The sequence below is a fragment of the Pelomonas sp. Root1217 genome (assembly GCF_001425705.1).
In the GTDB taxonomy this organism is placed as follows: Bacteria; Pseudomonadota; Gammaproteobacteria; order Burkholderiales; family Burkholderiaceae_C; genus Pelomonas.
In genome coordinates this window covers 284089-298330 of record NZ_LMDC01000027.1, presented here as the reverse complement: position 1 = coordinate 298330, position 14242 = coordinate 284089, and the positions used below count along the sequence as shown (strand labels likewise).

Genomic DNA, 14242 nt, shown 5'->3' with positions numbered 1-14242 from the left:
ATGTTGAGAACACTTGCGCTGTGTGCGGCGCTGCTTTTGCTTGCCCCCGCGGCCTTTGCAGCCGATTGCAAACCCGCGCCCCTCGGCGACGCCACCCTTTACCTGCGCGGCGGCCTGAACAACTGGGCCGCCCAGGACGAGCAGGCCTTCGAGTACCGCTGCGATGCCTACTACCTCAACCTCAACGCCAAGGGCAAGCAGGAGTTCAAGCTGGCCGACGAGGACTGGACCCCGGCCCTCACCTTTGCGGCCGACGCCAACGGGCAGCCCAGCCGCGGTGCGACCGGCAACCTCAAGCGCGACTTCAGCGGCGAACACACGCTGCGTTTCAGCCTTGCTGCCGACGGCAGCGCCACGCTCACGGTCGGCCCCCGAACCTTCAAGCCCACGCCGCCCCACCCCATCACCGACCGCGCCGTGCTGACCGCCGGTTTCGATTCGCGCAGCGCCCAGGCCAAGACCCCTTTCGGCGCCCAGCCCAAGGGCAGCGAGATCACCTTCCGTGTCGGCAACAACGCGCCGGGGCTGAAGCACGCCACCCTCGTCATTGAGCGCCGCCGCATGACCGGCAACCAGGAGCAACTGGCCTACGAGCCGCTGGCGCGCATCGCCATGACGCCGGAGCCCCGCGGCCTGGGCATCGGCTTTCACGCCAGCCACCGCTTCGACGAGATCGGCATCTATGGCTACTGGTTCGAGCTCGAGACCTACGACGGCGCCCGCTACGCGCTGCAGAACAACAAGGACACGGTCTACTGGACACGCGAGAAAGGCTCGATGGGGCCGTCCACCGTCGAGCGCCTGCCAAGCAACACGAACCGCATCCGCCGCTACCGCCAGACGGTCTACGCGCCCGACTTCAAGGTGCCTGACTGGGCCCGGGACGTCGTCTACTACTACGTCTTCCCCGAGCGCTTTCGCAACGGCGACAAGGCCAACGATCCACGCCCCGGCGGCGGCCGGCCGCAGGACCGCTACCAGGACCGCGACGTCGAGCGCCACGCAACCTGGAACGAGAAGCCCTTCAAGCCGAACACCGGGGACGGCTCCGACAAGCTCTACAACAACGACTTCTTCGGCGGCGACCTCGCCGGCATCATCGAAAAGCTCGACTACATCAAGAGCCTGGGCGCCAACGCGATCTACCTGACGCCGGTGTTCCGCGCGCCCAGCAACCACAAGTACGACGCCGCCGACTACAAGCAGATCGACCCGGCCTTCGGCACGAACGACGACTTCATGCGCCTGTGCGCCGAAGCGGCGAAGCGCGGTATCCGCGTCATCCCCGACACCTCGCTCAACCACGTCGGCGCGGACTCGCCCTACTTCAACCGCTACGGCAACTTCCCGGCAGGTGGCGCCTTCGACGGCGGCAAGCCCAATCCGGCCTCGCCCTACTACGGCTGGTTCAAGTTCAAGCCCGATGAGACCGACCCCAGCAAGCAATACCAAGGCTGGGTGGGTGTCAGCGACCTGCCGGGGATCGACAAGAGCAACCCGTCCTTCAGGTCCTATGCCTACCGCGACAAGGACTCGGTCACCAACCTCTGGCTGGACCGCGGCGCGGCCGGCTGGCGCATGGACGTGGCGCCCTGGGTGCCGGACGACTTCTGGCGCGAATGGCGCCAGGCCGTGAAGGCGAAGAAGCCCGACGCGCTGACCGTGGCGGAGACCTGGTTCGATTCGAGCAAGTACTTGCTCGGCGACATGTTCGACTCGACGATGAACTACATCTTCCGCAACGCCGTGCTGGACTACGCTGCCGGCAAGAGCGGCAAGCTCATGGCCGCCAACCTAGAACTGATGCGCGAGGCCTACCCACCGCAGGCTTTTTCGGCGCTGATGAACCTGCTGTCCACGCACGACCAACCGCGCGCCCTGCATCATTTCGGCGAAGACAAGGACCTCCCACTCGCCAAGCAGCGCCTGCGCCTGGCCGTCTTCTTCCAGATGACCTACCCCGGCTCGCCCACCATCTACTACGGCGACGAAGTGGGCCTGGGCGGCGGCGACGACCCCTACAACCGCGCGCCCTATCCCTGGGCCGACGAAGGCGGCCAGCCCGACGAGGCCCTGCTGGCCGACTTCAAGCGGCTGACGAAGCTGCGCCACGACCTGCCGGTGCTGCGTCATGGCCTCTTGAGCGCGCCGCTGCACGTCGATGAGCACGTCGTCGTGCTGGCCCGCCAGGACGGCAAGACCTGGGCCCTCACCGCCACCAACAACAGCGCGACGGCCAGGACCGTCAAGTTCTTCGTGCCGATGCAGGCCGGCACGCTGCGCGACGCCCTCGACGGCGAAAGCGTCACCATCAACAACCACGAGATCCAGCTGACCGTGCCGCCGCTGTTCGGCCGTGTCCTCATCCATCAATGATCTTCAACAACCTGGGCAATACCGGCCTCAAGGTGTCGACGCTGGGTTTCGGCGCCATGCACATCAACGACGAGCGCACGACCGAGGCCGAGGCCGGCACCCTGCTCAACCACGTGCTGGATGAAGGCCTCAACCTCATCGACACCGCCCGCGGCTATGGCCTCAGCGAAGAGCGCATAGGCCGCCACATCGCCCACCGTCGCGCGGAGTTCGTGCTGTCCACCAAGGTCGGTTACGGCGTCGAAGGCGTGCCTGACTGGACGTATGACTGCATCGTGCAAGGCGTCGAGCGCGCGCTCAAGCTGATGAAGACCGAGGTGCTGGACATCGTCCACCTGCACTCCTGCCCGCTGCCGGTGCTGCAGCGGGGCGACGTCATCCGCGCGCTGAACGACTGCCGCGCCGCCGGCAAGCTGCGCGTGGCAGCCTACTCGGGCGACAACGCGGAGATCGACTTCGCCATCGACAGCGGCGCCTTCGGCAGCCTGCAGACCTCCATCAGCGTCTGCGACCAGGCCCACCTGAAGACGCGGGCGGCGCGTGCCGACCACGCCGGCATCGGTGTCATTGCCAAGCGCCCGCTGGCCGGCGCCGTGTGGCGCCATGCCGAGCGTCCGGGCGACTTCGCCGAGGGCCAGTACTGGGACCGTTTCAAGGCCATGGACCTGCAGACACAGGCGGATTGGGCTGACGTGGCCCTGCGCTTCGCCGCCTTCCACACCGGCGCGGCCAGCGCCATCGTCGGCACCGCCAAGCCGGCCAATCTGCGCCGCAACCTCGACGCCATCGCTCGCGGCCCGCTGCCGGTCGAACTCGTTGTCAGCATCCGCGCCGCTTTCGACCGCCACGGTGACACATGGCCGGGGCTGATCTGACGCTGGACGAACGGCGCCAGCGGGCCAACCTGGCCTTCATCGCCAGCGGCGCCGAGTTCAACTTCGGTGACGCAACCGCCCTGCCGCTGCCGGTCGCGCAATTGAAAGCGCTCGACGCCGGCAGCCCCGGCGTCGAAGCCCTCCACGATGGCGGCCTCACCGCCGAGGTGCTGTGCCTGAACCACGCCGACCGGCGCTGGGCCGTCAAACGCGCCCGCGCCGAATGCCGGGTGCGCAACCCCGATGGCCAGACATCCTTCCTGAACGAGCTGCAGCGCCACGCAGAACTGGCGCCACTTGGCCTGCCCGGCGTCATTGCACCGATCTACGGCTCGCTGCGAGACGGCCTCGTCGTGTCGCCCTGGATTTCAGGCCGCCATCCTGGCGTGCTCGACGAGCGCCAGGCTCGCGCGCTGCTCGAAACGGGCTGCGCGCTGATCGAGCATGGCTTCTTCGATTGGGACTACAGCGCCGGCAATCTGCTGGACGACAGCGAGCGCGTCTGGCTCTACGACTTCGGCTATTGCTACCGCTTCGACCCACTGACGCAGTTCAACAGCGCCGGCGATGGCCACAACCACCCCCAATACCACCTCGCCGAACGCATCGAAAGCCGCCACCTGTTCGGCGCCCTGCTCGATGCGGGCAGCGATGGCGACGCCCTGACCCATTTTCTGGGCTTCAAGCGGCTGGCCGCCCAGGCCTATGAGGGCTTGGCCGATCGCCTGGCCTGCCGCGGCGCCACCGGGCGCGTCATCGGCCACTACCGCGGGTTGGCCGTTCGCTGGCGCCACGAGCTGGTCCACGCGCCGGGCCGGCTCTACCTGGCCGACGCCTGGCGAGCCCATCGCAGCGACCTCGAGGACGACCTGCACGGCCGCTCCTGCACGCCGCGCACCCTCAGGCGTGCCCAGTGGCTGCAGCAGGCGCTGCGCGAGCACGGCGCCACCCTGCGCAGCTGCGGCGCATTGGCGCAGCAAGATGCAGCCCTGGACGACGCGGCCCTGCTGCACCAACTGCGCGAACAACAACTCGAGGCCGAGCGCCACCAGCTCTAGGGTCAACCCGGTCACCTTGGCAGGCCATGACTTCGCCGGCTGCCGCATGATGCGGGCCGATGGAATCGATCCCGACGTTGCTGCGACGCCGCCCGCTGCTGGCCCTGCCCCTGCTGCTGGGCGGCCGGCCGCTGGCCGCCCAGCCCGGCGAGCCGGTGCGCCTGCCGCGCCACATCAGCATGCCCGACCCGCAGCTGGCCTATGTGCGCCGCATCGTCGAGCTGGCGCTGAACCGAGCGGGCAGCCGGCTGCCCATCCAACCGGTCGACCTGGACATGGCCCAGGGCCGCACACTGGTCGAGCTGGCCACCGGCCACGCGCCCATCGACCTGATGTGGACGATGACCGACAGCCAGCGTGAGTCCGGCGGACTGCTGCCGGTGCGCATCCCCATCGACCGCGGCCTGCTTGGGTGGCGGCTGCTGCTGGTGCGCCGCAGCGAGCTGGCGCAGTGGAAGCGCGTGCGCACGCTGAAGGACCTGGGCCAGCGCATGGCGGGGCAAGGGCATGACTGGCCCGACACCGCCATCCTGCGCGCCAACGGCCTGCAGGTGGGCACCAGCAGCGGCTATGACGCGCTCTTTCGCATGCTGGCCGCGGGCCGCATCGACTACTTTCCGCGCTCCATCCTCGAAATTGACGCGGAGATGGCCGGCGGCCGCCATCCCGAACTGGCCATCGCCCCCAACCTGATGCTGCATTACCCCGCGGCGGCCTACCTCTTCGTCAGCCCGAGTCGCCCCGACCTGGCGGCCGAGCTGAAGGCCGGGCTCGAGATGGCCGTCGCTGAAGGCAGCTTTCAACGCCTGCACCGCGAGTTCTATGGCGCCGTGCTGAAGGCCCATCCGATTTCGCCCGACCGCGTGCTCAAACTGAGCAACCCGCTGCTACCGCCCGAGACGCCGATCCAGCGGCGCGAGCTGTGGCTGCAACCGGGGGAAACCTAGCTCATGCGAAGGACGCGCGCTGCCTCTTCCAGGCGCGCATCCTCGATCTCGCGCAACACGCCCGACAGGTCCACCTCGCCGCGCTTGTGCTCGTAGCGGCCGGTCAGCGGCATGCCGGGCACCAGCAAACCGGCAGCGTAGAGCGACCAGATCTCGGGGCCGTACTGCGTGGCCAGCAAGGCCGGCGCATGCTGGCCGAAGAAGTTGCGCAGGTTGTTCACGTCACGGATCAACATGCGCGGCGCATGGTTGTTGCCGGCAGCATCCACGGCCTGCGGCAGGTCGATGATGACCGGGCCATCGGCGGCCAGCAGCACGTTGAATTCCGACAGGTCGCCATGGATGACCCCTGCGCAGAGCATGCGCACCACCTCGCCGATCAGCGTGTCGTGGTGCCGGCGCGCCTCGGCCTCGCTGAAGCTCAGGTCATTGAGCCGCGGTGCGGCGTCGCCATGCTCGTCGGCCACCAGTTCCATCAGCAGCACACCATCATGGAAGTTGTCTGGCCGCGGCACCCGCACGCCGGCCGCAGCCAGGCGGTAGAGCGCATCGACCTCGGCGCTCTGCCACGCCGCCTCCTGCTGCTGGCGGCCGAAGGTCGTGCGCTTGGCCATCGCACGCGCCTGCCGGCTGTTGCGAACCTTGCGGTTCTCCGTGTAGTCGACGGCCTGGCGGAAGCCCCGCTTGTTGGCCTCCTTGTAGACCTTGGCGGCACAGGTGTCGTCACCGCAGCGCACGACATAGACATCGGCTTCCTTGCCGCTCTTGAGCTGGCGCACCACGGTGTCAATCAGGCCTTCTTCAATCAGTGCTTGCAGGCGGGCGGGTGGTTTCATGGGCGCATTGTCGATGCGGCCGGGATTGCCCCTATCTGGCCAGGCGCTTCGACAGCGGCGGCAGGCGGCTCGGCCCGCCTACCAGGCGCTGGTCATGCCGGTAGCCATCGTTCGCCTGGACCTGCCAGTCGCGCCCGAACTCGATCGCGAGTGCGCGCGCCACCTCATCAAAGCGCCAGCCGTCCTCGGAATTGCTGTCCAGGTGGTGCACGCCGGGCAGCGGCCGTTCGATCAGCGCCAGCAGCGCGGCGGCCGTGTCGGTCATGAAGGAGCAGGCCGGCGTCCATGCACGGCTTGCGGCCACATGGCCATCGCGCTTTTGCCATTCGTCCAGCGTCATCAGCATGTTGTTGCCTGGCCGGGTTGCATCGATCTGCCAGCCGATGCGGGCGATGACGGGTCGCTCGTTGGCCAGCAATACGGCGTCTTCGCACTCGGCCTTGTAGCGGCCGTAATTGTCCTTGGCGTTGCGTGCATCGGCCACGTCGTGCGGACCGTCGGGCTCGTGGTCGAAGACCATGACCGTGCTTGTGAACAGGAAGTTCGGACAGCGCGACGCCAGCCAGCCCGCGAAGCGCGCCGAAGCCATGCCCAGGTGTGCGATCGCATCCACCGACTGCGCGGACAGCCAGGCAGCCGCAAGCTTCTCATCGTCGGGGTTCACCGCGGCGCGGTCCCAACCGATGACGTCATGCCCTGCTGCGCGCGCTGCCTCGGCCAGGCGTGGCGCCAACGTGCCGTTCAGGCCAGTGATGAGGATTCTCATGACAACTGCCACCCCCACGGGCGCAGCTTGTGGCCCTGCCAGAGCTGTTCCGTCCTCGACAGGTTGACCGCCACGCGCACCAGGTCCTGGTCCAGGCGGCGCTCGAAGGCAACGATGTCGGGCGGGCTGTCCAGCAGCTTCACCGGCGCGCCGTACTGGCCGGCGGCCAGCGCCGGATGCTGGTGCTTGAGCGCGGCGAGGCTGGCGTAGAAGTCGCTCAGCTCATAACGCTTCCAGTCAATGGCGTCCTTCTCGAAGAACTCCAGCTTCTTGGTGAGCCGCGACTCCTGGCCGTTGTAGATCAGCGGCATGCCGGGCAGCGTGAAAGTCAGCACTGCCAGCGCCGGGTAGGCGTCGCCGTAGAGATCGGCGTCGGTGCCGTGCCAGGAGTTGAAGTCATGATTGCTCGTGAAGCGCATGCGGTAAGCATGCGCCGGGTAGCCGGCCGGTTGCTTGGCCAGCCACTCACGAAGCAAGGGCGCGCCTGCCTCGCCCTTGCCAATCTTCTTGAAGACCTGGTCGGCCAGGTCCCAGGAATAGGTCATGTCGAAGGCACCGCTGGTGTGCAGGTCGATGGCATCGGATTCGGCCAGCATGAACATCGGCTTGACGGCGTCCAGTTCCTTGCGCGCACGCACCCAGAAGTCGGTGGGCACCAGGCTGGCCACGTCGCAGCGGAAGCCGTCCAGGCCGGTTTCCCGCACCCAGAACTTCATCGCGTCGATCATCGCGCTGCGTAGTGCAGCGCTCTTGTAGTTCAGCGCGACGACATCGTCCCAGTGCTCCTCACTGGGCTGGCCTTCGTTGAAAGTGACGGCGTGGATCTCACCCTTGCCATTGAGCTTGTACCAATCCCTGTGCGCCGTGGCCCAGGGGTGATCCCAGGCCGTGTGGTTGGCCACCCAGTCCAGGATGACCTTGAAGCCGAGCTTGTGCGCCGCAGCGACCAGCGCCTTGGCATCGGCCAGCGTGCCGAACTCGGGGTTCACGGCCGTGTAGTCGCTGATCGAGTAATAGCTGCCCAGCGTGCCCTTGCGGTTGAGCTTGCCGATCGGCTGCACGGGCATCAGCCACAGGATGTCCACGCCCAGCCTTTTGAGCCGCTGCAGGTCGGACTGCACGGCCTTGAACGTGCCCTCGGGCGAGAACTGGCGGACGTTGATCTGGTAGATGACGGCCTGGCGGGTCCAGGGCGGGTGGGGCACGTCTTGAGGAGCACTCATGGCAGGCAACATGGCGGGCAACAGGGCAGAGGAGGAGGCGGCGGTCAGCACGGTGCGGCGGGTGGGCATACAGTCCTTCTGAAATCAGGCAGCACGGCAGTTTTTCGCGATGAATTCCTCGTGCGACGGCATCACCTCGACGCAGTTGGCGATGACATCGCGAACGCTCTTCAGATAGGCGTCGGTCTCGGCCTCGTCGATCAGATCGGCCAGCGGGTGATAGCCCTGGGCCTTGAGGTTCTGGCCATGCATGACCTGCAGCCAGCCCACCTCGGCGAACAGCTCGGCCCCTTCACGCACGATGCGGCCGTTGCGCCGGTAGAGCTCGATCTTGGCAGCCAACGTGTCGGGGACGGACATCTCGCGGCAGTAGCGCCAGAACGCCGAGTCGTCGCGCTGGTTGACGTGGTAGTGCAGGATGAGGAAGTCGCGGATGCGCTCGTACTCGAAACGAGACAAGCGGTTGTACTCGTCGATGTCGGCCTGGTCGAAGCCGGCTGACGGGAAGAAGTCGATCAAGCGTGCGAGGGCCGTCTGAACGAGATGGATGCTGGTGGACTCGAGCGGCTCCATGAAGCCGCTGGCCAGACCCATGGAAACGACGTTGCGGTTCCAGGCCTGGCGGCGCATGCCGGTGGTGAACTTGAGCGTGCGCGGTTGCGCCAGGGGCTTGCCGTCGAGATTGGCCAGCAGGATGCGCTCGGCTTCGGCCTCCTCCATGAAGCGGCTGCAGAACACATGGCCGTTGCCGATGCGGTGCTGCAGCGGGATGCGCCACTGCCAACCGGCGGCATGCGCGGTGGCACGCGTGTAAGGCAACAACTGAGTCGAGCTTTCGCAGGGCACGGCGATGGCACGGTCGCAGGGCAGCCACTGCGACCAGTCCTCGTAGCCCGTGTGCAGCACTTGCTCGATGAGCAGCCCACGAAAACCTGAGCAGTCGATGAAGAGATCTCCCGCCACGGCGCGGCCATCGGCCAGCAGCACGGACTCGACACGCCCGCTCAGGCCGCTGAGCCGCGCGTCGACAATGCGGCCCTCGATGCGGGTGACGCCGCGCGCTTCGGCGTACTTGCGCAGATAGCGCGCGTACAGCGAGGCGTCAAAGTGAAAAGCGTAGGCGATCTCGGCCAATGGCGAGTTGCCTGCGTCGGCCACCGGGCGCAGGAAGCGGCCCTGAGCCGCGGCGGCGCGGGTGATGGAGTAGTCGGCCAGGTCGCCGGCCTGGCCCGCCATGTGCAGCTTGCGCCAGTAGTGCTCGAACGGCACCGTGCCCAGGGCCTGGCCGATGCGGCCGAAGCCGTGCATGTAGCGCTCGCCCACCTTGCCCCAGTTGACGAACTCGATGGCGAGCTTGAAGGTCGCCTGCGTCTCGCGCATGAATTCGTTCTCGTCGATCTCCAGCACCTGGTTGAAGCGCTGGATCATCGGGATGGTCGCCTCGCCGACGCCCACCGTGCCGATCTCCTCGGACTCGACGACGGTGATGTTGATCTTGTTCTTCAGCAGCTTGGCCAACGCCGCTGCGGCCATCCAGCCCGCCGTACCACCTCCAACGATGACGACGTTGCTGATGAGTCGTTGTGATTCCTGCATGAATCCCTCAGATCGAAAAAGCCCCTGCCCGGACGATACCGAACAGGGGCTTCAGAAAAGCCTTGCCGACGATCAGAACTTGTAGTTCACGCCCATCAGGTAGGTCTTGCCGTACTTGCGGTTCGTGGACGGGTCCAGTCGCGACTGCTTGTACTCCGTGTACGGCTCGTTGTTGACGTTGTTCGCCTGCAGCAGCAGTGTCAGGCCCTTGAGCCAGCCGTCCTGGAAGTTGTAGGAGACCTGGGCATCGGTCACGCGCTCGGCCTTGATGTAGATCAGCTGGCTGTCGCCGTACTGGTCGCTGATCGAGCCGACAAAGTCGGTGCGATAACGCTGGCCGACGCGGGCTTCGAAGCCCCACTTCTCGAAGTACAGCGCCCAGCCGCGCGTTTCCTTGGACAAGCCCGGCATCGAGATCGACGGCGTCGTCAGGCCGCTGTTGAAGCCGGAGCTCGGCAGCGTCAGCGAGCTGTGGGTGCGCGCGTAATTGGCCTGCAAGCCGAAGCCATCCAACCAGCTGGTCACGATGTTCAGGGGCAGCGAGGCAGCCAGTTCCATGCCGCTGATGTTGCCGCCATCGCCGTTCACGGGCGCCGTGCGCAGGCCGACCGGTGAGAGCGGCGTCGGCGTGTTGGCGGTGATGTAGGGCGAGAAGTCGTAAGCCTGAGGCACGCGCAGGATGTAGGTGCTGAGCTTCTTGTAGAAGCCCGCCACGCTCACATAGGCCTGCTTGCCCCAGTACTTTTCGTACGACAGGTCCAGCGCCGTGGCACGGAAGGGCTTTAGCTCCGGGTTGCCGCCATTGCCGCTGATCACGTGGCTGGTGCCATTGACGTTGAAGTCCAGGCTGGCGCGCATGTCGTCCAGCGTCGGGCGAGCGAGCTGACGAGCCAGGGCGAAGCGCAGCGTGTGCCCGTTGCCCAGGTCGCCGACAAGATTCATGCTCGGCAAGATGTCGTAGTACTTCTTGCCCAGCGTGTTGGTACCCAGCGCGCAGACATCACCGGGGCAAGCCGCCGTGCGGTCGGCGCTGAACGCGGTCGAGCTCTGATCGGTGTGCACCAGTTGTGCGCCGGCATTGCCACGGACTGGGATGCCACCCAGCGTGGTGTCGATACCGAACTTGGCGTAGGCGGTGGCGACCTTCTCGGTCACGACCCAGTTCTTGTTGGCGATGTCCGGCACCAGCTTGGCGGCGATGGTGTAGACCGAGCCGATGGAGCCATCCGGGTTCCAGGCCACGTAAGGCGTGCCCGTCTGCGGGCCGACGGCAGCCGCGCCACCCGGGACCGCGACGCCAGCGAACGGGTCGCTGGCCGCAGCCACCAGCAGGCGGCCTTCCACGTAGGTGCGCGTCTTCTTGCGGTCCGAATAGTTGAAGCCGAGATCCATGTCGGAGAAGAAGCCATCACCCAGGCTGCGCTTGGCGCTGAGGCGGAAAGAGTTCAGCTTGTCGTCCGTGGCGGCCACCTTGGAATAGCCGGCCTGCGGCAGGTTCGGGCCGCCGCCCCAGCCTTCCACGTCAGTCAGCTTGATCTTGCTGACGTCGTCCAGGGCGTACGGGAACGTGTACTTGGCGCTTTGCACGTTGTTGCCGTCAAAACCCGTCCACGAGACGCTGCCGCACAGCGCGGGGTTGGCCTTGCAGTTGCCTGTGAGGCCGGCAGTGGTCTCCAGGTGCGGCGCGTCGCGCTTGGCTTGCGAGGTCGCCAGGTCCAGCACACCGGTCCACTCGCCCATCACGAGCTGGTTGTTCCAGCCGATGGAGTGCACCTTGTCGTGATTGGCGTTCACGTCGTTGCGCGACACGGCCTTGAAGCCATTGATCGAACCGGCGGTGATGACGCCACCGGTCACGGTCGTCGGTGTGACGGTCGTGCCGCCATAGTTCTGGCCCCATTCGGGGAAGGCCGGCGCCAGCGGGATCTGAGCGCCCTGCTCCAACTGCGTCTGGTCGAACTTCGTATAGAACAAGTCCAGGGTGCTGTTGAAGTTCTTGTTGGGCTTGTACTGCAGCGTGCCCATGAAGGCGTCGCGCTTTTGCGTGCCGCTGTCCACCAGGTCGTTGAAGCCGCCCGGGGCCTTGCCCAGCGTCGCCACCGGGCAGCCGTTGTTGTTGCCGACCGGGCAGACGTCGTTGATGCCCCAGGAGCCGAAGTTCTGTTGCACGCCCAGCGTTTCCTTCAGGCGTGCAAAGCCCAGGGCCACACCGATGGTGCGGTCGGCGAACTGGTCGATGTAGGCCAGGTTGATGCGCGAGCCATTGCCGGCTGGCGTGCTCAGCCCCTTGCCCAGCTTCTCATCGCGGTAGTTCAAGGCCACGACGCGGTTGCTGAAATTCAGCGGGCGAGCCGATTCCATGTTGACAGTGCCCGACAAGCCTTGGCCCACCAGACCGGCGTCCGGCGTCTTGTAGAGGGTCACGCCGCTCATCAGCTCGGACGGGTACTGGTCGTACTCGACGTAGCGGCTGTCGCCGGTGGAGACCTGCTCGCGGCCGTTCAGCAGCGAGGTGGCGAAGTCGGGCGAGAAGCCACGCACGCTGATGCCCGATGCACGGCCCGTCGCGGCGTTTCGCTGAGCCGCCACGCCAGGCAGGCGGGCGATGGACTCGGCGATGCTGGTGTCGGGCAGCTTGCCGATGTCTTCAGCCGAGATGGCTTCGACGATGGAGTCGCTGTTGCGCTTGACCGAGATGGCGTCCTCGATGCCCTTGCGAATGCCGGTGACCGTCACGGTCTCGAGTTGCTGCGGTTGCGCCTGCTGCGCCATCGCGCCAGTGGCGGCGATCAGCAGCGTGCAGCCGATGGCCACCGGGCTGATGCGGAAGGACGCTGCGCCCCCGCGCTTGTCTTGGCTCATGGTCATGGATGTCTCCTCTAGTTCATTGGAAAACGGCTTGGCCCGAAGTCCGCCTCCGGGGCCACCGGCGCGCGTCTCGTGGGCGAGAACCCAACGTCTCGAGCAGGTTTGTATCAAAACTAGATTTTTTCCAGCATCTGCGTAAACCCTAGACGTTGCGAAGAAACGACCCGATTTCAGTCAAAAACCGCGGGTAAACCAGCATGGAATTGACACTGCCGGCGAAACATCAGGGCGAACAACTACGCAAGAAGTCAAAACTTGTAGCGCAACTACAGCATCAACTTAGGGGTTAACAACAGGTCTGCCGGCGTGACCAATCGCGTCCGGGCGACGCAAGGCGCAAGGGCGGTCATGCAAGGCGAGAGCACGCAAGGCGAAGCCACACCGGCCGCGCGGCGGCGGCGTGGTGCCAAAGATCGCGTGTGAGAAGACGGCGCGCGCAGACCGCGCGCGCCGTGTCAGGCGTCGGCCTGCTCCAGCGCCAGGGCGGCGCCGGACAATGCGGCCAGCGTGTCGGTGATGAGGGCCGTGGGGATGCCCGCCAGGAAGGGCTGGAAGCGCCCCTTGGCCTCGAAACGGGCGCGAAACTCCGATTGGAAGAAGCGCTCGCCCAGGCGCGGCACGATGCCGCCGCCGATGAAGACGCCGCCGCGCGAACCCAGCGTCAGCGCGACGCTGCCGGCGAAACCACCCAGCATGGCGCAGAAGAGATCCAGCGTGCGCACGCAAGCAGTCGATTCACCGGCCAGGCCCCGGGCGACGATCTGCTCGGTCGGCAGCGAGCTGACGTCTTCGCCCTCGCCGAGCGCGGCCGCGACGGCGCGGCACAGCACCGGCAGGCCGATGCCCGACAGGAAGCGCTCGGCCGACACATGCGGGAACTCGCGGCGCGCCTGGCTCAGCACGGCGCTCTCAAAATCGTCCGCCGGCGCCAGCGTCGCGTGCCCACCCTCACCCGGCAGCGCCAGCCAGCGCCCGGGTGCGCGCACGACGCCGCCCACGCCCAGGCCCGTGCCCGGGCCGATGACAGCCATGACCGTGCCCACAGCCACATCACCTGTCGCCGGCGGGGGCGCACCCCAGGCGCGCAGCTGGTCGGCCCGCAGCCGCGGCAGCGACAGCGCCTGGGCCTCGAAATCATTCAGGCAGAGCAGCGTCTTCAGGCCCAGTTCGGCCTGCGTGCCGGCGCGCGAGAAGCTCCAGGCACCGTTGGTCAGCTCGATGTGATCGCCGTCCAGCGCCGTCGCGAGCGCAAAGGCCGCACTTTGCGGTTTGGCCTTGCCGGCTGGCTGCCCCTGCAGATAAGCGCGGACAGCGGCCGCCGGGCCCGCATGGCCCGCCACCGACAGCACCCGCACGTCTTCCACTGCGGCGCCGGGGCCGGCCACGGTGCCGAAACGCGCATTGGTGCCGCCGACGTCGGCCACCAACCAGGGGTAGGCGGCACTCATACAGGAACTCCCGAAACAAGGAGGGGCGCAAGGCAGCGGATATTCAGGAGTCGGACAGTGGCAAACACAAGGCTGAAAAGGGTGTAGTACGGTCGCGGCGGACGGTAGCAAAACTACATCAAATCGACAATACATACTCGCCCTTGGAACCAAATCTCGAATGAGAAATCGCTTTCAACTCCCGGCAAGCCAGCCATCGCCCTGGGGAAACTCGATTGCCGAGGCTCTGTAGTGAAGCTACAACCTGTT

10 protein-coding genes are annotated in these 14242 nt (G+C 66.5%); 4 read left to right on the top strand and 6 right to left on the bottom strand.

The window, feature by feature from the left end; translation table 11 throughout:
• The 4 genes from ASC95_RS19050 to ASC95_RS19035 are packed head-to-tail and all read left to right on the top strand — an operon-like array spanning position 1 to position 5256.
• Positions 1-2376 carry a glycoside hydrolase family 13 protein gene (locus tag ASC95_RS19050; RefSeq protein WP_082567924.1) on the top strand — a complete coding sequence of 792 codons (2376 nt, stop codon included), beginning with the start codon at positions 1-3 and terminating at the stop codon, positions 2374-2376.
• Positions 2373-3251, top strand: a complete 879-nt coding sequence (locus ASC95_RS19045; RefSeq protein ID WP_057299277.1) for an aldo/keto reductase — start codon at positions 2373-2375, stop codon at positions 3249-3251. The genes ASC95_RS19050 and ASC95_RS19045 overlap by 4 nt, the downstream gene beginning before the upstream one ends.
• On the top strand, positions 3233-4309 hold the full coding sequence (locus tag ASC95_RS19040) for a hypothetical protein (protein ID WP_057299276.1): 1077 nt from the start codon (positions 3233-3235) through the stop codon (positions 4307-4309). The genes ASC95_RS19045 and ASC95_RS19040 overlap by 19 nt, the downstream gene beginning before the upstream one ends.
• A gap of 59 nt (positions 4310-4368) precedes the next feature.
• A complete protein-coding gene (locus tag ASC95_RS19035; protein ID WP_057299275.1) occupies positions 4369-5256 on the top strand; it encodes a hypothetical protein in 888 nt (295 codons plus the stop codon).
• On the opposite strand, the gene ASC95_RS19030 is transcribed toward ASC95_RS19035, so the two are convergent.
• From ASC95_RS19030 to glk, 6 genes are all read right to left on the bottom strand, one after another.
• Positions 5253-6092 carry a PA4780 family RIO1-like protein kinase gene (locus ASC95_RS19030; protein WP_057299274.1) on the bottom strand — a complete coding sequence of 280 codons (840 nt, stop codon included), beginning with the start codon at positions 6090-6092 and terminating at the stop codon, positions 5253-5255. The two genes, ASC95_RS19035 and ASC95_RS19030, sit on opposite strands and share 4 nt — an antisense overlap.
• Before the next feature lie 31 nt (positions 6093-6123).
• Positions 6124-6858 carry a sugar nucleotide-binding protein gene (locus ASC95_RS19025; RefSeq protein WP_057299273.1) on the bottom strand — a complete coding sequence of 245 codons (735 nt, stop codon included), beginning with the start codon at positions 6856-6858 and terminating at the stop codon, positions 6124-6126.
• Positions 6855-8081, bottom strand: a complete 1227-nt coding sequence (locus ASC95_RS19020; protein ID WP_235537973.1) for an alpha-amylase family glycosyl hydrolase — start codon at positions 8079-8081, stop codon at positions 6855-6857. The genes ASC95_RS19025 and ASC95_RS19020 overlap by 4 nt, the downstream gene beginning before the upstream one ends.
• Before the next feature lie 84 nt (positions 8082-8165).
• A complete protein-coding gene (locus ASC95_RS19015; protein WP_057299271.1) occupies positions 8166-9677 on the bottom strand; it encodes a tryptophan halogenase family protein in 1512 nt (503 codons plus the stop codon).
• A gap of 72 nt (positions 9678-9749) precedes the next feature.
• Positions 9750-12545, bottom strand: a complete 2796-nt coding sequence (locus ASC95_RS19010) for a TonB-dependent receptor (RefSeq protein ID WP_057299270.1) — start codon at positions 12543-12545, stop codon at positions 9750-9752.
• A 455-nt stretch (positions 12546-13000) separates the two neighbouring features.
• Positions 13001-13993, bottom strand: a complete 993-nt coding sequence (glk, locus tag ASC95_RS19005; RefSeq protein ID WP_056201784.1) for a glucokinase — start codon at positions 13991-13993, stop codon at positions 13001-13003.
• Positions 13994-14242 lie beyond the last annotated feature (249 nt).

Coding starts and splice junctions, on each gene's coding strand:
- ASC95_RS19050 (WP_082567924.1), top strand. CDS start 1: ATGTTGAGAACACTTGCGCTGTGTGCGGCGCTGCTTTTGCTTGCCCCC.
- ASC95_RS19045 (WP_057299277.1), top strand. CDS start 2,373: ATGATCTTCAACAACCTGGGCAATACCGGCCTCAAGGTGTCGACGCTG.
- ASC95_RS19040 (WP_057299276.1), top strand. CDS start 3,233: ATGGCCGGGGCTGATCTGACGCTGGACGAACGGCGCCAGCGGGCCAAC.
- ASC95_RS19035 (WP_057299275.1), top strand. CDS start 4,369: ATGGAATCGATCCCGACGTTGCTGCGACGCCGCCCGCTGCTGGCCCTG.
- ASC95_RS19030 (WP_057299274.1), bottom strand. CDS start 6,092: ATGAAACCACCCGCCCGCCTGCAAGCACTGATTGAAGAAGGCCTGATT.
- ASC95_RS19025 (WP_057299273.1), bottom strand. CDS start 6,858: ATGAGAATCCTCATCACTGGCCTGAACGGCACGTTGGCGCCACGCCTG.
- ASC95_RS19020 (WP_235537973.1), bottom strand. CDS start 8,081: ATGAGTGCTCCTCAAGACGTGCCCCACCCGCCCTGGACCCGCCAGGCC.
- ASC95_RS19015 (WP_057299271.1), bottom strand. CDS start 9,677: ATGCAGGAATCACAACGACTCATCAGCAACGTCGTCATCGTTGGAGGT.
- ASC95_RS19010 (WP_057299270.1), bottom strand. CDS start 12,545: ATGACCATGAGCCAAGACAAGCGCGGGGGCGCAGCGTCCTTCCGCATC.
- glk (WP_056201784.1), bottom strand. CDS start 13,993: ATGAGTGCCGCCTACCCCTGGTTGGTGGCCGACGTCGGCGGCACCAAT.